This window comes from Mycetohabitans endofungorum (assembly GCF_002927045.1).
GTDB lineage: Bacteria > Pseudomonadota > Gammaproteobacteria > Burkholderiales > Burkholderiaceae > Mycetohabitans > Mycetohabitans endofungorum.
In genome coordinates, this window is the sequence record NZ_PRDW01000010.1 from 78,728 (window position 1) to 97,765 (window position 19,038).

Annotated in this window: 16 protein-coding genes and 1 pseudogene; 10 read left to right on the forward strand and 7 right to left on the reverse strand. The window is 62.3% G+C overall.

All coding sequences use genetic code 11. The annotated features are described in order from the left end of the window. Nucleotides 1-4: 4 nt before the first annotated feature. Both B0O95_RS10950 and B0O95_RS10955 read right to left on the reverse strand, forming a co-directional pair. Nucleotides 5-859: a response regulator transcription factor gene (locus B0O95_RS10950; protein WP_233203298.1), complete on the reverse strand. Its 855-nt coding sequence runs from the start codon at nucleotides 857-859 to the stop codon at nucleotides 5-7. A gap of 187 nt (nucleotides 860-1,046) precedes the next feature. Then, nucleotides 1,047-2,264: a DUF2863 family protein gene (locus B0O95_RS10955; RefSeq protein ID WP_104077925.1), complete on the reverse strand. Its 1,218-nt coding sequence runs from the start codon at nucleotides 2,262-2,264 to the stop codon at nucleotides 1,047-1,049. A gap of 706 nt (nucleotides 2,265-2,970) precedes the next feature. Between B0O95_RS10955 and B0O95_RS10960 the strand changes: the two genes are divergently transcribed. Continuing rightward, nucleotides 2,971-4,035 (forward strand): 2,3-butanediol dehydrogenase, encoded by a 1,065-nt coding sequence (locus tag B0O95_RS10960; protein WP_104077926.1) that lies wholly within the window; start codon nucleotides 2,971-2,973, stop codon nucleotides 4,033-4,035. A gap of 147 nt (nucleotides 4,036-4,182) precedes the next feature. Here B0O95_RS10960 and acnA read toward each other — a convergent pair whose 3' ends face one another. From acnA to B0O95_RS10990, 5 genes and pseudogenes are all read right to left on the reverse strand, one after another. Next, a complete protein-coding gene (acnA, locus tag B0O95_RS10965; RefSeq protein ID WP_104077927.1) occupies nucleotides 4,183-6,897 on the reverse strand; it encodes an aconitate hydratase AcnA in 2,715 nt (904 codons plus the stop codon). Between the two features lie 264 nt (nucleotides 6,898-7,161). Next, a pseudogene (prpD, locus tag B0O95_RS10975) lies at nucleotides 7,162-7,347 on the reverse strand (2-methylcitrate dehydratase); the annotation flags it as partial. Between the two features lie 32 nt (nucleotides 7,348-7,379). Then, a complete protein-coding gene (locus tag B0O95_RS10980) occupies nucleotides 7,380-7,916 on the reverse strand; it encodes a hypothetical protein (protein ID WP_104077928.1) in 537 nt (178 codons plus the stop codon). 67 nt (nucleotides 7,917-7,983) lie between these two features. After that, nucleotides 7,984-9,060, reverse strand: coding sequence for an HpcH/HpaI aldolase/citrate lyase family protein (locus tag B0O95_RS10985; RefSeq protein ID WP_104077970.1), 1,077 nt, complete (start codon nucleotides 9,058-9,060; stop codon nucleotides 7,984-7,986). A 24-nt stretch (nucleotides 9,061-9,084) separates the two neighbouring features. Further along, on the reverse strand, nucleotides 9,085-10,068 hold the full coding sequence (locus B0O95_RS10990; protein ID WP_104077929.1) for a malate dehydrogenase: 984 nt from the start codon (nucleotides 10,066-10,068) through the stop codon (nucleotides 9,085-9,087). A 381-nt stretch (nucleotides 10,069-10,449) separates the two neighbouring features. Between B0O95_RS10990 and B0O95_RS10995 the strand changes: the two genes are divergently transcribed. The 9 genes from B0O95_RS10995 (at nucleotide 10,450) to leuD (ending at nucleotide 19,034) form a co-directional block, all read left to right on the forward strand. Then, entirely contained in the window at nucleotides 10,450-11,238 is a 789-nt protein-coding gene (locus tag B0O95_RS10995) for a GntR family transcriptional regulator (RefSeq protein ID WP_104077930.1), read from the forward strand. Between the two features lie 203 nt (nucleotides 11,239-11,441). Continuing rightward, nucleotides 11,442-11,852 carry a succinate dehydrogenase, cytochrome b556 subunit gene (gene sdhC, locus B0O95_RS11000; RefSeq protein ID WP_076786491.1) on the forward strand — a complete coding sequence of 137 codons (411 nt, stop codon included), beginning with the start codon at nucleotides 11,442-11,444 and terminating at the stop codon, nucleotides 11,850-11,852. After that, a complete protein-coding gene (gene sdhD / locus B0O95_RS11005; protein WP_104077931.1) occupies nucleotides 11,853-12,221 on the forward strand; it encodes a succinate dehydrogenase, hydrophobic membrane anchor protein in 369 nt (122 codons plus the stop codon). Nucleotides 12,222-12,225: 4 nt separating this feature from the next. Then, entirely contained in the window at nucleotides 12,226-14,001 is a 1,776-nt protein-coding gene (sdhA, locus tag B0O95_RS11010) for a succinate dehydrogenase flavoprotein subunit (protein WP_104077932.1), read from the forward strand. A gap of 30 nt (nucleotides 14,002-14,031) precedes the next feature. Further along, complete coding sequence (locus tag B0O95_RS11015; RefSeq protein WP_076786497.1) at nucleotides 14,032-14,736, forward strand: succinate dehydrogenase iron-sulfur subunit; 705 nt, start codon at nucleotides 14,032-14,034, stop codon at nucleotides 14,734-14,736. Between the two features lie 7 nt (nucleotides 14,737-14,743). Continuing rightward, a complete protein-coding gene (locus tag B0O95_RS11020; protein ID WP_104077933.1) occupies nucleotides 14,744-15,013 on the forward strand; it encodes an FAD assembly factor SdhE in 270 nt (89 codons plus the stop codon). Between the two features lie 51 nt (nucleotides 15,014-15,064). Continuing rightward, a complete protein-coding gene (gene gltA / locus B0O95_RS11025; protein ID WP_104077934.1) occupies nucleotides 15,065-16,366 on the forward strand; it encodes a citrate synthase in 1,302 nt (433 codons plus the stop codon). 481 nt (nucleotides 16,367-16,847) lie between these two features. Further along, on the forward strand, nucleotides 16,848-18,257 hold the full coding sequence (gene leuC / locus B0O95_RS11030) for a 3-isopropylmalate dehydratase large subunit (RefSeq protein WP_104077935.1): 1,410 nt from the start codon (nucleotides 16,848-16,850) through the stop codon (nucleotides 18,255-18,257). Nucleotides 18,258-18,380: 123 nt separating this feature from the next. Beyond that, complete coding sequence (gene leuD / locus B0O95_RS11035) at nucleotides 18,381-19,034, forward strand: 3-isopropylmalate dehydratase small subunit (RefSeq protein ID WP_104077936.1); 654 nt, start codon at nucleotides 18,381-18,383, stop codon at nucleotides 19,032-19,034. Nucleotides 19,035-19,038 lie beyond the last annotated feature (4 nt).

Sequence of the window (19,038 nt, forward strand, 5' to 3'; positions counted from 1 at the left end):
CGATTCAGCGACGCTTGCGTGGAACGACCTTGTATGGCACGCCGTCTGGCTCCGCGGCTTGCAGTATCGCTTGGTCGCGCCCATTGGCTGCGTCGCGCCGCCGGTGCTCGCGGGCGGCCGCACGCAGCGGCGTCGGCCCAGCCTCGCCATAGACCGGTTGCCGTGCCTGCTGGGTCGCATCGCGTAGCACTTCCAGTGCGCCAGTCTGCCAACCGTTGTAGATCGCCACCGCGGCCGCGCGGTTGGTCGCGCCGAGCTTCTCGAAGATCGCGCCGAGATGGATCTTGACCGTTCCTTCACTGATGCCCAGCGCGCGTGCGATGCTTTTGTTGGTCGCACCCATGTGCACAAGCCGCAGAATTTGCTCTTGGCGCGGCGACAGTAGGCCAGACGACGCACTTTGGCGCCGGCAGGCTGCTCGGTTCAGCAAACTGTCCCCGTACGCGTTGATCGGCACGACGGTGGGCGTGTGCAGATTCAACCCACTGGGCGGCACGTAGTGCCCGCCGAGCAGCACGATCTCGAACGCGCGAACGATAAGACGCGGATTGAGGTGCCGCGGCACGACGCCGAGCACGCCGGCGTCGACCAGCGACCTGACCCGCGTCAGGCTGGCATCATCGACCAACGCCGCGATCGGCAGGTTGGGATAATGGCGCCGGAGATCGAAGATATCCTGCACGCTCATCCCGTCCTGCCAGTCGATGACGAGCATGTCCGGGCAGGCATGTTGCAGGATGCGCTGCGCTTGTCGCCAGTCACGCGCATCATAGAATGATGCATGTCGATTAATCTGGCGCAGCAATGTTTTCAGCCCTTCGCGCCTCTCGGCTTGCTCATTCAGCAAGCAGACTTTCATGACCACTTCTCCCTGACTGAGTCCACACAACCGCGCCGCCGCGTTGGCCAGCGCGGCGGACGTCAGAGATCAATGATGGCAAGAACAAGCCGTGGGCCGGCATTAGCCGAAAGGCCAGTCGGGCCGCGTCGTGATGGCGCTTCGGCCAATAACGCGACGCACGTGGCGGGCGGGAGAAGCGCGGGTCTTAGTGGAAGTGAGGTTGCGCTGGTACGGCATCCTCAGGCATTTCGGCATGCACGATTTCACCGAGTGGGTCGGCATACAGTGGCACGCCACAGTCGTCGCAGTACTCCGGTTCGAATCGCGCCGCGTGACGGCGGATGTCGGTGACACCGATTTCCTTGAGCAGTCCGATGACATCGTCGAGCATGCCGCCGGCCGGATCTTCGTCGGGCGGCACGTCGTCATCTGGGCCGAGATCGCCGTTCTCGCGGCCATACAGCGGCCATACCACGCCGTAGATCACGTCGTTGCTGCCGCGCCGGGTGAAGGCGATCCGATATTCGTCTACGCGCCGTTCGCCGAAACCAGCGACAACCGCCCGCAGTTCGTCCGGTTTGGCACCGATCGTGTCGCTCAGATACCTGACTGCAGTGCGTACGGTATGCGGGCGGATTTGCTCGTCCGCGTCGCGGCAGGCCGAGTAATACGCGTCCGGCAGTAGGCAGTCGAATTCGCAGCCGGGCAGCACGCCCGACAGGTTCGGGCCGCCCTGCGCACGCCATTGTTCCAGGCACTGCCCGCGCTCGACGCGTGCGCCGTTCTCCTCCTCCTGCCAGCGAAACAGCGGCTCGCCGGCCGGCACGGCGACCACGGACAGCAGAAAGCGCGGATCGGCGAGGATCGGTGATGTTTCAGGAAGATCGCCGAGATTTAGTTTGATCGTGCCGCCGACCAGCGCCGCTTGGCCAAGTTGCTGCGCGAGCCGGAACGTCTCGACGTGATGGCGCGGTAACTGGTCGATGCTGTACAGATACGGCGCTAACGCGACGCGCGCCCGCGCCGCGAAGACGTGTGCTTGCAACTGCGCACGCAGCGCATCGACGACGTCGCCTTTCAGCGGGCCGGACGGGATCATGTAACGCGTCCATGCGAGCACTGGTGCCGCGATCAGCAGTACGTCGTACGGTTGACCCTCGTGCTCGATGCGGAACGATTCGCTATGGGTCTCGGCCATGTCGGCGAGGGCGCCATAGGCATCCGCATGTTTTTGCTGCAAATGGTCTAAAGCGGCATCCAGTGTCGTCTGGTTGCCATTGCGGATCACTTTTTCGATTAGCGCATCGAGCTTTGCTTCCCAGAAGCGGTCTTCGATGCGGCTGCCGGACGCGAAAAGCGCGAGCGACAGACCGACCAGTTTGTCGGCGTCGGGTGGAAGACGTTTAGCGATACGCGAGCGCATGGTGTGCCAATTCAGGTGCGAAGAACCTTATATTTTAGTTCGGATCGGGGCTGACGGTACATTTTCCGTCGTCCATGGAGGCGAGCTTTCGCGCAATGGCGCCTTTGCTGCCGCAACAGGACTGCGTCGTGTCGGAGTTGCGATGCGCTTGCGTGATACACGCGTCTTACGGGCACGCCGCCACGGGTTTCGGCCGCAAGAAAGGCCAAACAAGCACGGAAGACATCAGAGACGACGGTCTCACGTGCGCTGCGACGCCGCGTCTCGGCGCAGGCCGCTGGCGGCCAGTCCGCGTCCGGCTGAGCGGCGTTGCGCAGTGCAGCACTGCGGCCGCGGCGGATCCAGGACTGCACCGATGTACTGACTTTTACGGGCCCGCTGCATTGCCACATCGTGCCGCCCGTGGACGAGCCTGCCGCGGGTCCGCCGGCTGGCACCGATCCTGCATTGGCATACCAGCGCGTAACTAATGACCGTCGCGCAGCTAATGACCGTCGCAAGTAACGGCCGCCGCGCAAGCATGCAGGAGCGTACGCAGCGAGCCAAGCCCCCGGCATGCAGGCATAAAGCACATAGCACATAGCATGCAGGCATGCAGCCACGTAGGCACGCGTGGTGCCCGGCTGGCCCATTCGTTGATTTGGCGTCGAACAACTAGGATGGAGGCACAATCGTGAACGATATAACTCCCGTACAGCAACCTAGCATGAAAGCCGCCGTTTGGCGCGGCCGCAAGGACATTCGCGTCGAGCAGGTGCGGGTTCCCGACGCCCCCCCGCCAGGGTGGGTCAAGATCCGGGTGCACTGGTGCGGTATCTGCGGCTCCGATCTGCATGAATATGTGGCGGGACCAGTGTTCATCCCGGTCGAGCGTCCTCACCCGCTTACGGGGCTGAAGGGTCAGTGCATCCTCGGGCATGAATTCAGTGGCGAGATCGCCGACATCGGCGCTGGCGTAAGCGGTTTGCGCGTCGGCGAGCGGGTCACGGCGGATGCATGCCAGCACTGTGGCACGTGCTACTACTGCAAGCATGGCCTGTATAACATTTGCGAGAACCTAGCGTTCACCGGCCTGATGAACAATGGGGCGTTCGCCGAGTACGTGAATGTGCCGGCGGAGCTGCTTTACAAACTGCCGGATGATTTTCCGACCGAGGCCGGTGCGCTGATTGAGCCGCTCGCCGTTGGGCTGCACGCGGTGAAGAAGGCTGGCAGCATCGTCGGGCAGACCGTGGTGGTGGTGGGTGCCGGTACCATCGGGTTGTGCACGATCATGTCTGCCAAGGCCGCCGGCGCTGGCCGTATCATCGCGCTCGAAATGTCCGCCGCGCGCAAGAAGAAGGCGCTGGAGGTCGGCGCCACGACGGTGATCGACCCGACTCAGGGTGACGCGATTGAACAGGTGCGCGCGTTGACCGGTGGCTATGGCGCGGACGTGTCGTTCGAGTGCATCGGCCATCGCACCACGGCCAAGCTGGCGATCGACGTGATCCGCAAGGCCGGCAAGTGCGTGATGGTCGGTATCTTTGAGGAGCCGAGCGAGTTCAATTTCTTTGAGCTCGTCTCGACCGAGAAGGAAGTCATCGGCTCGCTAGCCTACAACGGTGAATTCGCCGATGTGATCCGCTATGTTGCGGATGGGCGCATCGACGTGCAGCCGCTGATCACCGGTCGCATCGCGCTGTCTGACATCGTGAGCAAAGGATTCGAGGAGTTGGTCAACAATAAGGACGCGAACGTCAAGATCATCGTGTCGCCAGTCGCCGCCTGACGCGCGCGCAGTCAAAAAAGCCCGACGCCGTTGAACTGCATCCCAAAAAGTTGGACGCCGATCCAACCTTTGGGGTGCAGTGGCGTAGGGCTTTTCCATTGCTGCACCGGTACAGCAGATCCGGTGCGGTGTCCGCAACGGCGTACGTTATGCGGCCAGCAACTGGCGCAGCACGAACGGTAGAATCCCGCCGTGCTTGTAGTAGTCGACCTCGATCGGCGTGTCGATGCGCAGCAGCACCGGCACCTTCTTCACGCCGTTCTTGCCGCGGACGACCAGCGTGACTTCCTGTTGCGGCTTGAACTCGTCCGTCAGGCCCTCAATGTCGTAGGTCTCTTCGCCGGTGATGCCGAGCGACTGCACGCTGTCCTCATTCTCGAATTGCAGCGGCAGCACACCCATGCCCACCAGGTTCGAGCGGTGGATACGCTCGAAGCTGCGCGCCACGACCGCCTTCACGCCGAGCAGGTACGTGCCCTTGGCCGCCCAGTCACGCGATGAGCCGGTGCCGTACTCTTCGCCGGCGAATACGATGGTCGGCGTGCCTTCGGCGATGTACTTCATCGCGGCGTCATAGATCGACGTCTGTTCGCCGCTCGGCTGGTGAATGGTCAGGCCGCCTTCCACCCGCGAGCCGTCCGGCTTGGCCGGAATCATCAGGTTCTTGATCCGCACGTTGGCGAACGTGCCGCGCATCATCACGTCGTGGTTGCCGCGCCGCGAGCCGTAGCTGTTGAAGTCGGCCTTCTGCACGCCGTTCTCCTTCAACCAGCGGCCGGCCGGCGAGTCTTCCTTGATTGATCCGGCTGGGCTAATGTGGTCGGTCGTTACCGAGTCGCCGAAGATGCCCAGTGCCCGGGCGTTCTTGACCGGCGTGATCGACTTGGCCGGCTGCATCGAGAAGTGCTCGCCGAAGAACGGCGGCTCGGCGATATAGGTCGACTTCGGCCAGTCATAGACCTGACCCTCGGCGCCCTCGATCTGACTCCACAAGTCGCCTTGCTTGGTCAACTGCGAGTAGTTTTCCTTGAACTTTTTCGCGTCCAACGCGTACTTGAGCAGCTGATTGACTTCATCGCTTGACGGCCAGATGTCGCCCAGGTAGATGTCGCGGCCGCCCTTGCCCTTGCCGACCGGCTCGGTCATCAGGTCGCGTGTGATTGTGCCGGCGATCGCGTACGCGACCACCAGCGGCGGCGAGGCGAGAAAGTTCGCGCGAATGTTCGGGTGGATCCGCGCCTCAAAGTTACGGTTGCCCGATAGTACCGCGGCGGCGACCACGTCATGCTTAACGATTGCATCATTGAGCGGCGGGGTCAGGTCACCGGCGTTGCCGATACAGGTCGTGCAGCCGTACGCCGCAACCGTGAAGCCGAGCTTCTCCAGGTAGGGCAGCAGGCCGGTGGCGCTCAGGTACTCTGTGACGATCCGCGATCCCGGCGCAAGCGACGTCTTGATGTGCGGCGCCACCGTGAGGCCCGCGTCAACGGCCTTCTTCGCGAGCAGGCCGGCGGCGATTAGCACGCTCGGGTTCGATGTGTTCGTGCACGAGGTGATTGCGGCGATCAGCACGTCGCCGTTTTTCAACTCGACGCCATCGGTGGTCTTGTATACCTTGCCCAGGTCGTCGGCTTTCTTCGCGAAGCCGTTTTGTGCGACCGGCAGCGAGAACAAGTCAGCGAACGTACTCTTCACGTTGCCGATCTCGATCCGGTCCTGTGGGCGCTTCGGACCGGCAAGCGACGGCGCGACCGTGCTCAGGTCTAGCGTCAGCGTCTTCGTGTAGTCGATCTGGCCGGTGCCCGGGATGCCATACAGGCCCTGTGCCTTGAAGTAGTTCTCAAACGCGGCGATTTCTTCCTTCGTGCGGCCCGTGCCCTTGAAGTAGTCGATCGTCTTGTCGTCAACCGGGAAAAAGCCCATCGTCGCGCCGTATTCTGGCGCCATGTTGCCGATCGTGGCGCGGTCCGGCAGCGTCAGTGATGCGGTACCTTCGCCAAAGAATTCGACGAACTTGCCGACCACCTTCTCCTTGCGCAGCATCTCGGTGATCGTCAGCACCAGGTCCGTCGCGGTCACGCCTTCGCGCAGCCGGCCCTTGAGTTCGACGCCGACCACGTCAGGTGTCAGGAAATACACCGGCTGGCCGAGCATGCCCGCCTCCGCCTCGATACCACCCACACCCCAGCCGACCACGCCAATGCCGTTAATCATCGTCGTATGGCTGTCGGTGCCCACCAGCGTGTCGGGATAGTAGACCATGTCGCCGTCCACGCTCTTCTTGTGCACGCCACGCGCTAAGTATTCTAGGTTCACTTGGTGCACGATGCCCACGCCCGGGGGCACGACCTTGAACGTGTCGAATGCCTGCATGCCCCATTTCATGAACTGATAGCGCTCCTTATTGCGCTCGAACTCCAGCTTCATGTTCAGGTCCAGCGCATCCTTCTGCCGGAAGTAGTCGATCTGCACTGAGTGGTCCACGACCAGGTCGACCGGCACCAACGGCTCGATGCGTTTCGGATTCTTGCCGGCGCGCTGCGCGACGCCGCGCATTGCCGCAATGTCGGCCAGCAGCGGCACGCCGGTGAAGTCTTGCAACACGACGCGCGACACGACAAACGGGATTTCGTCGGTGCGCGCGGCGTTGGGCTGCCACTTCGCCAACTGCTCGACGTGCTCCTCGCTGATCTTTTTGCCATCGTAATTGCGCAGCACGGATTCGAGCACGATACGAATCGACACGGGCAGGCGGTCGATCTGAATGCCGAGGGCCTTGCCGAGCTGCGGCAACGAGTAGTACTTACCCTTGCCTGAGCCGCTGTCGAATTCCTTGAGCGTTTTGTGGAGATTGTGGGCCATGGTGTTTCCCTTGGGTTGATACGCGTGGGTTCAGTCAAATCACGTACAAATCGACATACTCGTTGACGGCATCGCCTCGAGGCGGGCCGGGTCCAGCGAGACGTCAACAATGGCGTTGCGCTGCTTGTCGGCGAAGCGACGCGCAAGATTCGCGCGGAACTTGTCAACCAGCAACGGGATGCCGTCGGCGCGGCGGCGCGGATGCCCGATCGGGTTGCGCGCGTTGCGTGCGACTTCGTCCTCATAGTCAGTCGCCTCAAGCCGGCCGAGCAGCTTCGTGTAGGCCGGGCAGGACAGCGCCTGTAGCCCACAACCAAGCGTGTCGAGCAGGCAGTAGCGCGCCGTCTCTAGCGCGAGCGCACTGTCGACGCGGTAGTGCTGCACGTAGTCGATGCTGTAGACCAGCACGGAATCCGGTTCGGGTCGCACGTTCGAGATCGGCGCAGACATGGCGGGGGTCCTGGTATACGGCCTGGTGTCGCTCAGTTACCTTGCAACAGAGCCGGACGCTGCTTGAGCGCCTCGGTCTGGATCGGCGCCGGCGCACCGGCGACCATTTCGGGCGTCTTGCATTCGTCGGCCAGTCGAGAGCTGTTCTTGTCGGAGAACAGCATTGCCTTGGTCGGGATCACGATCAGATCCAGTCCCGTCGCCGCGTCGTGGAAGCGATCGGCGCCGGTGGTCGTCTGCTCGCGCGGCAGCTTGTAATTCTTGCCTGCCCAATGCACGGTGACAATCTGGTCGCGCTTCATGTCGCCACTCACGAAAAACTCGCTATTTTCCGCACAGCCCCATTTCGTCGCGCCTTCCGGCATCGGATCGGCTATCCTTTTCGTGGCGGCCTTCTTGGCGACGCGCTTCTTGAACAATCGATGGTTCGGCTCGGGTTTCTTTGCGCCGGATTTGGCGGACACGGAACTGGCTCCGGTTGCGGCGGACGTGGCGGCGCACGCGTCGGCAGTGACGAACAGCGTGGCGCAGAGCACGCCGATGGCGGTGGCGATAGAGAGTGACTTCATCTGTATCCATACCTCGAAAAATGGGCGTCAACCGGGCGCGCGGGCGGTGCGCGCTGTTGGCCGGACGTTATTCTCGTCTATTTAACAAGGGGACAGATATTGGGTTTGTCGTTGCGGCGTACTTCGTCGCGGCGGCGTCCGACACGGTGTCCCCAGCAGGCGTGAACCAGGCTGCGACGTCGCTCGCAAGCGGCCGACCGGACGCTTGCGCACGGCGCAGCACGCACCAGTAGTAGCGGTAGCTCGCGCGGTCGTGCAGCGTGTCGCGGTGGCGAATGGGCCCCCATTGCGCCTGCTGTGCGGCACGCAGGATGTCGGTGGCAAGCGCCAATTCGTCGTCGCGCGGCGCGAAGGCGGCGACGATCGGCTCGATTTGCGCCGGATGGATGCTCCACATCCGCGTGTAGCCAAATTCGTCGCGGGCCCGCGCGGCATCCTGCGCGACGCGTTGCGCGTCGCGCACGTCGGTCGTCACGTTGTGCGACGGCACCTTGCCGTGCGCATGGCAGGCCGCGGCAATCTCGAGCTTGGCGCGGCGCACCAGCGGATGGTCGAATTGTCCCGGCGAACGCATCGCGGCGTCAGGAACTGCGCCGTGATGCGCGGAGACAAAATCCATCAGGCCAAACGACAGCGATTGCACGGCTGGCAGCGCGGCCAGCGAAAATACCGAGTCGAGCGCGGCATGCGTCTCGATGAGCAAATGAATCGGGATGGGGGCGTGCAGACCCGTCTCGCGGCGCACCGCGTCGATGAAGGCGCACTGCTCGGCCGCTTCGTGTAGCCCACGCACCTTCGGCAACATGATGTACGCGGGCGGGCGCCGTGGCGCATGTAGCACGATGCGCACGTCGTCGCGCCAATGCGGATGATCGTACGCGTGGATGCGCACGCCGACGCGGCCAAAGTGATTGACCTCGCCGTGCAATAGCGAGGCGACCAGCGCCGCGTGCTCGGCCTCGCGCCCGACCTGCGCGCCGTCCTCGCAATCGAGCGTGATGTCGAACACCGGTCCGAGCCGCTGCTGCAGCTCGAGCGACTTGCGCATCAGCTTCTCACTGCCCGCGTAGTGATCGCACGCGGGCAGCAGCGCGGGCGGCGTTTCGCCATCGAACAGGACATCGGCAGGCGTCAAGGCGCGCATCGTCGGCATGAAGCGTGTGCCGGTTTAGCCGAGCAGGTGCTGCACGCCGTCACACTCCTCGAGCAGCTCGTTGAGCGTGGCGTCCATCTTCTCGCGCGAGAAGGCATCGATCTCCAGACCCTCGACGCGCTTGTACTCGCCGTTCTCGGTGATCACTGGCACGCCATAGACGATGTCTTCCGGGATGCCGTACGAGCCGTCGGACGGCACGCCCATCGTGACCCACTTGCCGTTGGAGCCGAGCACCCAGTCGCGCACATGGTCGATTGCCGCATTGGCTGCGGACGCGGCCGACGACAGCCCACGGGCCTCGATGATCGCCGCGCCGCGCTTGCCCACCGTCGGGATGAACACGTTGCGGTTCCATTCATCGTCGTTGATCAGTTGGGTCAGTGACTGGCCCTCGGCCGTTGCGAAGCGAAAATCCGGGTACATCGTCGGCGAGTGGTTGCCCCATACCGCGAGCTTCTCGATTGAGGCGACCGGCTTGCCGGCCTTGGCGGCCAGTTGTGACAGCGCGCGGTTGTGGTCCAGGCGCAGCATCGCGGTGAAGTTCTTCTTGGGCAAGTCCGGCGCCGACTTCATCGCGATATAGGCGTTGGTGTTGGCCGGGTTGCCCACCACCAGCACCTTCACGTCGCGGCTAGCGACTTCATTAAGCGCGCGGCCCTGCACCGTGAAGATCTCGGCATTGGCCGACAGCAAGTCCTTGCGTTCCATGCCCTTAGAGCGGGGGCGGGCACCGACCAGCAGCGCAACGTCGGCATCCTTGAATGCAACTCTCGGATCGTCAGTGACGACCACGTCGGACAGCAGCGGGAAAGCGCAGTCCTCAAGCTCCATCACCACGCCCTTGACGGCGGCTTGCGCCTGCGGCAGGTCGAGCAGTTGCAGGATGACGGGCTGGTCCTTGCCAAGTAGGTCGCCATTGGCGATGCGAAATAGCAGCGAATAACCAATTTGACCTGCGGCGCCGGTGACGGCAACGCGCTGAGCGGGCTTAGCCATTGATAAATCTCCAGGACGAGACGTTGAACGCAACAAAGAACGTCATTTTAAGCGCGCCGCGTGGCTCTTTGCAGCATGCTTGGGCTGACGTTCGTCGCGCGTTGGTGAAGCGCGGTCTCGTTTGCCGCATGGGCGAACCACCTGCTGGGATGCGGTGCTCGCGCACGCAGCTAAACGGGGCGTGCCGGTAAATTTCGGTCGTTCCGCATTGCGCGGCGTATCGCACGCCGATCTAGCACGATGCGCCGTGAAGCATTGCACAACAACGCAGTTTAGGAGCCGAAGGGGGTAAAGTCAATCGTATCTTATATCTTATATAAGACATATGAATAGGATGAAAAAAGATGGACGGTGTGGCGACCTTCATGATGAAATAGCGCCATGAATTCGATCCACGCGAGCCCGGGCAACACGACGGACGGCGCCGAGCGCGGCCCGGCCACGGGCGCGCCGTCGCCCACATTCAGCCCGCTTTATCAACAGATCAAGGCGCTGATCACGCAAAGCCTGGAATCGGGCGAGTGGAAGCCGGGCGAGATGATCCCGAGCGAGGTGGAATTAGCCGCACGCTACAAGGTCAGCCAGGGCACCGTGCGCAAAGCGATCGACGAGTTGGCCGCCGGCAACCTGCTTGTGCGCCGCCAAGGTAAGGGCACGTTCGTGGCGACCCACAACGAGGACCGCGTGCAGTTCCGTTTCCTGCGGCTACTGCCCGACCAGGGCGAGCTGCAGCCGCACGAGAGCCGCCTGTTGGAGGTACGGCGCTTGCGCGCACCGGCGGAGATCGCCCGGCAGCTGGAACTCAAGCCCGCGGACCCGGCGGTGCTGGTCAAGCGCGTGCTTGAGTTCGAGGCCAAGCCGACGGTGCTCGATGAGATCTGGCTGCCCGGTGCGATGTTTCGCGGGCTCACGTTGGAGCGGTTGTCCGAGTATAAGGGGCCGCTGTATGCGATGTTCGAGACGGAGTTCGGTACGCGAATGATCCGCGCGTCCGAAAAGATCCGCGCGGTGGCCGCCGACGCGGCGGTGGCCGCGTTGCTGGGGGTCGCGTCCGGTTATCCGCTGCTGTCGGTCGATCGCGTGTCGTACACGTACGGTGATCGGCCGGTCGAGGTGCGGCGGGGCTGGTATGTGACGGCCGGATACCATTACCAAAACGATTTGAGCTGACAGAAAAAGACGATGGCACCGACGCGCGGCAGCCCGGTCTGGCGCGCGTCGTGCGCGTGGCGCAACGCCTACTGTTGCGTATAGGGCAAAGCAATCTTGCAACACTGGCGCCCGAAAGAACGCCGGCGCAACATTGTTGCGATGCATCGCGAAAAGAAAAGGCGTTAAAATTACGGGTTGGTGTCTCAACTTGGGGTCTAGCAATGGCTGAAGCCGTAAAAAAACCAAGACCGGAGTACCGGAATATCAGTATCGGCCAGATACTGACTTACCGGCTACCGCTCGCGGGCCGTGTGTCCATCCTGCATCGCGTCAGCGGTGCGCTGCTGTTCCTGCTGCTGCCTTTCTCGCTGTACCTGCTTGAGCAGAGCCTGACTTCGGAACTCAGCTTTGCGTCCCTGAAAGCTTTCTTTTCCTATCCTCTAGTCAAACTCATCGTGCTCGTGCTGTCGTGGGCGTACCTGTTCCACTTCTGCGCCGGACTGCGCCACTTGCTGCTAGACACGCACCGTGCGGTCACGAAGCAGGGCGGCAAGCAAACGTCGATCGTCGTATTCGTGGTGTCGTCGGTGCTTACGATCGCCGTCGCGCTCAAACTGTTCGGAGTTTTTTAAATGGCAGCGAATCACCGCATTGGGCCGAAGCGTCTCGTCGTCGGCGCTCACTATGGGCTGCGCGACTGGATTGCGCAGCGCGCGAGCGCGGCGATCATGGCGATCTACACGGTCATCCTGCTCGTCTGGTTCTTCTCGGCCGGTAACTTTTCGTATGACGGCTGGGCGGCGATCTTTTCGATCCAATGGATGAAGCTCGCGACGTTCGTCACGCTGCTCGCGCTTTTCTACCACGCCTGGGTCGGCGTGCGCGACATCTGGATGGATTACGTGAAGCCGGTCGGCGTGCGGCTCGTGCTGCAGGTGCTGACGATTGTCTGGCTCGTCGCGTGCGCGGGCTACGCCGCACAGATTCTCTGGAGAGTTTAAAAGCATGGTTGCAATCAAGAATTCGCTGCCGCGTCGTAAGTTCGACGTGGTGATCGTCGGCGCGGGTGGCTCCGGGATGCGCGCGTCGCTGCAACTGGCGAAGGCTGGCTTGTCGGTCGCCGTGCTCTCCAAGGTGTTCCCGACCCGCTCGCACACGGTGGCCGCACAAGGCGGCATCGGCGCATCGCTTGGCAACATGAGCGAGGATAACTGGCACTACCACTTTTATGACACGATCAAGGGCTCGGACTGGCTTGGCGACCAGGACGCGATCGAGTTCATGTGCCGTGAGGCGACAAACGCGGTCTACGAGCTTGAGCACTTCGGCATGCCGTTCGACCGTAATCCAGACGGCACGATCTATCAACGCCCGTTCGGCGGCCATACCGCGAACTATGGCGAGAAGCCGGTGCAGCGCGCTTGCGCGGCTGCGGACCGCACCGGCCACGCGCTGTTGCATACGTTGTACCAGCAGAATGTGCAGGCCAAAACGCATTTCTTCGTCGAATGGATGGCACTGGACCTGATCCGCGACGCCGAAGGCGACGTGCTCGGTGTAACCGCGCTCGAGATGGAAACCGGTGACGTCTACATTCTCGAGGGCAAGTGCACGTTGTTCGCGACTGGCGGGGCCGGGCGCATCTTTAATGCGTCGACGAACGCGTTCATCAACACCGGCGACGGTCTCGGGATGGCCGCGCGCGCTGGCATCGCGCTGCAGGACATGGAATTCTGGCAGTTCCACCCGACCGGTGTTGCGGGCGCCGGCGTGCTGATCACCGAAGGGGTGCGCGGCGAGGGCGGCATCTTGCGCAACGCGAATGGTGAGCGCTTCATGGAGCGCTACGCGCCGACGCTGAAGGATCTGGCGCCCCGCGATTTTGTGTCGCGCTCGATGGATCAGGAAATCAAGGAAGGGCGCGGCTGTGGTCCGAACAAGGACTACGTGCTGCTGGACCTGTCGCACATCGGCGCGGAAACGATCATGAAGCGCCTGCCGTCGATTCGCGAGATCGCGCTGAAGTTTGCGAACGTCGATGCGATCAAGGAGCCGATTCCGGTGGTGCCGACGATCCATTACCAAATGGGCGGCATCCCGACGAATATCCATGGCCAGGTCGTCGGCACGCCGAAGGGTCATAAGGAGCCGGTCAACGGCTTTTACGCGGTCGGCGAATGCTCGTGCGTATCGGTCCACGGCGCGAACCGTCTTGGCACGAACTCGTTGCTGGACCTCGTGGTGTTCGGCCGCGCGGCCGGCAATCACATCATCAAGCACGTGAAGGACGTGAAGGAGCACAAGCCGCTGCCGGCCGATGCGGCCGATTTTGCGTTGTCGCGGCTGGCCAAGCTCGATGCGTCCACGTCGGGCGAGTACACGCAGGCGGTGGCGGCGGACATCCGCAAGACGATGCAGGCGCATGCGGGTGTGTTCCGCACGTCGAAGCTGCTTGCCGAAGGTGTCGTGAAGATCCGCGAAGTGTGCGCGCGCGCTGGCGACGTGCATCTGAAGGATAAGTCGAAAGTGTTCAATACTGCGCGCGTCGAGGCGCTCGAGCTGGCCAACCTGACCGAAGTCGCCCGTGCGACGATGGTGTCGGCCGAGGCGCGCAAGGAAAGCCGGGGCGCACACGCGCAGAGCGACTACGAGCACCGCGACGATGAAAACTGGCTGCGCCATACGCTGTGGTTCAGCGAAGGCGACCGTCTGGACTACAAGCCGGTCCACATGAAGCCGTTGACGGTCGATCCGGTCCCGCCGAAGCCGCGGACCTTTTGAGCGACGCGTAGCAAGTCAAAGGAAACGAACATGGCAAAACGTATTTTTGAAATCTACCGCTACGATCCGGACAAGGACGCCGCGCCGCGCATGCAGACGTACGAGATCGAGCTCGACTCGCATGACCGGATGCTGCTCGACGCGCTGGTCAAGCTCAAGTCAATCGATGAGACGATCTCGTTCCGCCGCTCGTGCCGCGAAGGCGTGTGCGGTTCGGATGCGATGAACATCAATGGCAAGAACGGGCTGGCGTGCCTGACGAACCTGAACGAGCTGCCGCACAAGATCGTGCTGCGTCCGTTGCCGGGACTGCCGGTCGTGCGCGACCTGATTTGCGACTTCACGCAGTTCTTTAACCAGTATCACTCGATCAAGCCGTATTTGATCAACGATACGCCACCGCCGGAGAAGGAGCGGTTGCAGTCGCCCGAGGAGCGCGACGAACTCGACGGCCTGTACGAGTGCATCTTGTGCGCGAGCTGCTCGACGTCGTGCCCCAGCTTTTGGTGGAATCCGGATAAGTTCGTCGGCCCGGCGGGTTTGTTGCAAGCGTATCGGTTCATTGCCGACAGCCGCGACCAGGCAACCGGCGAGCGGCTGGACAACCTGGAAGACCCGTATCGTCTGTTCCGTTGCCACACGATCATGAACTGCGTCGACGTGTGCCCGAAGGGGCTCAATCCGACAAAGGCGATCGGCAAGATCAAGGAACTGATGGTGCGCCGGGCGGTTTGAGGCTGACGTGTCATCGTCTCATCAGTCCGACCCTACTCGTCGCGCGCGGCTTCGCTGGCGCGCGCGACGCGGCCTGCTGGAAAACGATCTGATTTTCGAGCGTTTTTTCAGCCGATATGAACATGCACTCAGCGACGCGGACGTCGGCGCGCTCACGCAACTGCTGGAGTTGTCCGACAACGAGCTGATGGACCTGCTGTTGTCGCGTAGCGAACCCGATGGAGCGCTCGCGACGCCCGACGTGGCGCGCGTACTCGGTTGGCTGCGCACGGTGTGATTCATGCGTCATATCGCAAACTGTTTCCTATACCACGATTGAGGATCTGCCATGACCCCGTCAGACGTTAAAGCCACGCTATCGTTCAGCGACAATTCGCCGAGTGTCGAACTGCCGATCTACAAGGGCACGATGGGCCCGGATGTGATCGACATCCGCAAGCTGTACGGCCAGACCGGCAAATTCACGTATGACCCGGGGTTCATGTCCACCGCGTCGTGCAACTCCTCGATCACCTATATCGATGGCGACAAGGGCGAGCTGCTGTACCGCGGCTACCCGATCGACGAGCTGGCGCAGAACGCGGACTTTCTCGAGACGTGTTATGCGCTGCTCAAGGGCGATCTGCCGAATCAACAGCAGAAGAAGGAATTCGTCGATACCGTGGCCAAGCATACGATGGTCCACGAGCAGATGCAGTTCTTCTTCCGGGGCTTTCGCCGCGATGCGCATCCGATGGCGATCCTGACGGCGGCGGTGGGTGCGCTGTCGGCGTTCTACCACGACTCGCTGAACATCAACGATCCGCGTCATCGTGATGTATCGGCGATCCGGATGATTGCGAAGCTGCCGACGCTCGTCGCGATGGCCTACAAGTACAGCATTGGCCAGCCGTTCGTCTATCCGCGTAACGACCTGTCGTACAGCGCAAACTTCATGCGCATGATGTTCGCGAACCCGTGTGAGGAATATGTGGTCAACGATGTGCTGGTGCGCGCGCTCGACCGTATCTTGATCCTGCACGCGGATCACGAGCAAAACGCATCGACGTCGACTGTGCGGCTGGCCGGCTCGTCCGGCGCCAATCCGTTTGCGTGTATCGCCGCGGGGATCGCGTGCCTGTGGGGGCCGGCGCATGGCGGCGCCAACGAGGCGGCGCTGAATATGCTCGAGGAAATCGGCTCGCCGGACAGGATTCCCGAGTTCATCAAGCAGGTCAAGGACAAGAACTCCGGCGTCAAGCTGATGGGTTTTGGCCACCGCGTGTACAAGAACTACGATCCGCGCGCGAAGTTGATGCGCGAGACGTGCCACGAAGTGCTCAACGAGCTTGGCTTGCACGATGATCCGCTGTTCAAGTTGGCGATGGAGCTGGAGAAGATCGCGCTCGAGGACGAGTACTTCGTGTCGCGCAAGCTGTATCCGAACGTGGATTTCTATTCCGGCATCGTGCAGCGCGCGCTCGGTATTCCGACGTCGATGTTCACATGTATTTTCGCGATGGCCCGTACGGTAGGCTGGATCGCGCAGTGGAGCGAGATGATTTCGGAGCCGGAGCAAAAGATCGGTCGTCCGCGTCAATTGTTTATCGGCCATACGTCGCGCGAGGTGAAGCCGATCGACAAGCGGTAAGAGCGGACCTGCGTGTTGCGGCTGTCGGTGTTCGGCGGCTCGTAACCGGTAGCCTGTGTGAACGGGCAGTCTGCGTGAACCGGCCGTCAAGGTTGATTAGGCCGAGGACAGAGCGGGCCAGAGGTGCTGGACAGGCGCCTCTGGCCCGTGCGCTTTTTCCACGCCGGGATTGTTGTAGGCTGGGCCGCCGTATGCAGCTGTCTCCGATGCGTATGCGTTGGGATTGCCGGTAATGACTGGCAACAGTCGAGACCGGCAGCAGTCGAACGCCGTAGGGCTGCAGCGTGCATCAATAAAGCTGGCAGTATTTATCCAGGTATTGCGAATACCACCATAAGTATATGTTTTTATAAGGTTTTTTTATCAAAGAGGTAGCGAATCTGCCCGTGCTGCTGGCATAATCGGTGCGTGGACCAACGCAACATCGACTTACGCTGTCCCTTCAATACCACGGTCCAGCACTGACCCGAGACTGAACGCCATGCCCCAGACCCTGTATGACAAACTGTGGGATTCGCACGTCGTCCATACCGAGGAAGACGGCACCACGCTGCTTTATATCGACCGGCACCTGCTGCACGAGGTGACTTCGCCACAGGCATTTGAAGGCCTGAAGCTCGCGCAGCGACCGGTGTGGCGCATCAGCGCGAACCTGGCGGTGTCGGACCACAACGTGCCGACTACCGACCGCAGCCACGGCATTGCCGATCCGGTGTCCAAGCTGCAGGTCGATACGCTGGACGCCAACTGTGACGCCTATGGCATCACGCAATTCAAGATGAACGACCAGCGGCAGGGCATCGTTCACATCATTGGGCCGGAGCAGGGCGCGACGTTGCCCGGCATGACGATCGTGTGCGGCGATTCCCACACGTCGACGCACGGCGCGTTCGGCGCGCTCGCGCACGGCATTGGTACGTCCGAGGTCGAACACGTGCTTGCCACGCAGACTTTGCTACAGAAAAAAAGCAAGAACATGCTGATCAAAGTTGATGGCGTGTTGCCGCGTGGATGCACGGCCAAGGACATCGTGCTCGCGATCATCGGGCGCATCGGCACGGCGGGCGGCACCGGCTACGCGATTGAATTCGACGGCTCGACGATCCGTGCGCTGTCGATGGAAGGTCGTATGACCGTGTGCAACATGGCCATCGAGGCCGGCGCGCGTGCCGGGATGGTGGCGGTCGATGACACGACAATCGACTATCTGCGCGAGCGGCCGTTCTCGCCGAAGGGCGCCGAGTTCGAGCAGGCCGCGCAGTATTGGCGCACGTTCCGCTCCGATGAAGGCGCGTACTTTGATCGCGTCGTCGAGCTGGATGCCGCGCAGATCGTGCCGCAAGTGACGTGGGGCACGTCGCCGGAGATGGTTACCTCGATCGACGCACGGGTGCCGGACCCGGAGCGCGAGAAGGATCCGGTCAAGCGCGATGCGATGGAGCGTGCGCTCCAGTACATGGTGCTGGAGCCCGATACGCCGATCGAGGCGATCAAGCCCGACAAGGTCTTCATCGGCTCTTGCACGAATGCGCGGATCGAGGATCTGCGCGCGGCCGCGCACGTGGTGCGCAAGCTCGGGCGGCGCATTGCACCGAGCATCCGACAGGCGCTGGTCGTGCCGGGCTCCGGGCTCGTGAAGGCGCAGGCCGAGCGCGAGGGGCTCGACAAAGTATTTAAGGACGCCGGGTTCGAATGGCGCGAGCCGGGTTGCTCGATGTGCCTGGCGATGAACGCGGACCGGCTCGAGCCGGGCGAGCGCTGCGCATCGACGTCGAATCGCAATTTTGAGGGGCGCCAGGGCAACGGCGGACGCACGCACCTGGTCAGCCCGGCGATGGCAGCCGCGGCGGCCATCGAAGGTCATTTTGTCGACGTGCGTCAGCTGGCCTGACGCGACGATCAAGAAGGCCGCGGAGTAACGCGGGTCGCGCCGCAGGTCACGGGGTCACGCACACGGCCCGCGACGGCGGGCCCGCCCTGGTTCGATCAGGACTCGATCACGTTCGAGGAAGTCATGGAAAAATTTGTCGTTCATACCGGTATCGTCGCACCGCTCGATCGCGAGAATGTCGACACCGATGCCATCATTCCGAAGCAGTTCCTGAAGTCGATTAAGCGTACGGGCTTTGGTCCCAATCTGTTTGATGAGTGGCGCTACCTGGACCATGGAGAGCCGGGCCAGGATTGTTCGAAGCGGCCGCTGAACCCGGATTTCGTGCTGAACCAGCCGCGCTACCAGGGCGCCTCGATCCTGATTGCGCGCCAGAACTTCGGCTGCGGCAGTTCACGCGAGCATGCGCCGTGGGCATTGCAGCAGTATGGTTTTCGGGCGATCATCGCGCCCAGCTTTGCAGACATCTTCTTTAACAACTGCTTCAAGAACGGCTTGCTGCCGATCGTGTTGCGCGACTCCGATGTGCACCGGCTGTTCAACGACACGGCCGCATTCAACGGCTTCCAGCTGACGATCGACCTGGAGCAGCAGCAGGTGCGCACCGTGGACGGCGCCCACGTGTTCGAGTTCGATGTTGCACCGTTTCGCAAGTACTGTCTGCTCAACGGGTTTGACGACATCGGTCTTACGCTGCGTCATGCCGACCGGATTCGTCAGTTCGAGGCCGAGCGGCTGGCCCATCAACCGTGGCTGACCAATCGACTCGTCGGTTGAGGCG

Excerpts from the sequence above, each read along its gene's own strand:
- B0O95_RS10980 (WP_104077928.1), bottom strand. The coding sequence starts at position 7,916 with ATGAAGTCACTCTCTATCGCCACCGCCATCGGCGTGCTCTGCGCCACG.
- B0O95_RS10990 (WP_104077929.1), bottom strand. The coding sequence starts at position 10,068 with ATGGCTAAGCCCGCTCAGCGCGTTGCCGTCACCGGCGCCGCAGGTCAA.
- sdhD (WP_104077931.1), top strand. The coding sequence starts at position 11,853 with ATGGCAGCGAATCACCGCATTGGGCCGAAGCGTCTCGTCGTCGGCGCT.
- sdhA (WP_104077932.1), top strand. The coding sequence starts at position 12,226 with ATGGTTGCAATCAAGAATTCGCTGCCGCGTCGTAAGTTCGACGTGGTG.
- B0O95_RS10995 (WP_104077930.1), top strand. The coding sequence starts at position 10,450 with ATGAATTCGATCCACGCGAGCCCGGGCAACACGACGGACGGCGCCGAG.
- B0O95_RS10960 (WP_104077926.1), top strand. The coding sequence starts at position 2,971 with ATGAAAGCCGCCGTTTGGCGCGGCCGCAAGGACATTCGCGTCGAGCAG.
- leuC (WP_104077935.1), top strand. The coding sequence starts at position 16,848 with ATGCCCCAGACCCTGTATGACAAACTGTGGGATTCGCACGTCGTCCAT.
- leuD (WP_104077936.1), top strand. The coding sequence starts at position 18,381 with ATGGAAAAATTTGTCGTTCATACCGGTATCGTCGCACCGCTCGATCGC.
- sdhC (WP_076786491.1), top strand. The coding sequence starts at position 11,442 with ATGGCTGAAGCCGTAAAAAAACCAAGACCGGAGTACCGGAATATCAGT.
- acnA (WP_104077927.1), bottom strand. The coding sequence starts at position 6,897 with ATGGCCCACAATCTCCACAAAACGCTCAAGGAATTCGACAGCGGCTCA.
- B0O95_RS10955 (WP_104077925.1), bottom strand. The coding sequence starts at position 2,264 with ATGCGCTCGCGTATCGCTAAACGTCTTCCACCCGACGCCGACAAACTG.
- B0O95_RS10950 (WP_233203298.1), bottom strand. The coding sequence starts at position 859 with ATGAAAGTCTGCTTGCTGAATGAGCAAGCCGAGAGGCGCGAAGGGCTG.
- gltA (WP_104077934.1), top strand. The coding sequence starts at position 15,065 with ATGACCCCGTCAGACGTTAAAGCCACGCTATCGTTCAGCGACAATTCG.
- B0O95_RS10985 (WP_104077970.1), bottom strand. The coding sequence starts at position 9,060 with ATGCGCGCCTTGACGCCTGCCGATGTCCTGTTCGATGGCGAAACGCCG.
- B0O95_RS11015 (WP_076786497.1), top strand. The coding sequence starts at position 14,032 with ATGGCAAAACGTATTTTTGAAATCTACCGCTACGATCCGGACAAGGAC.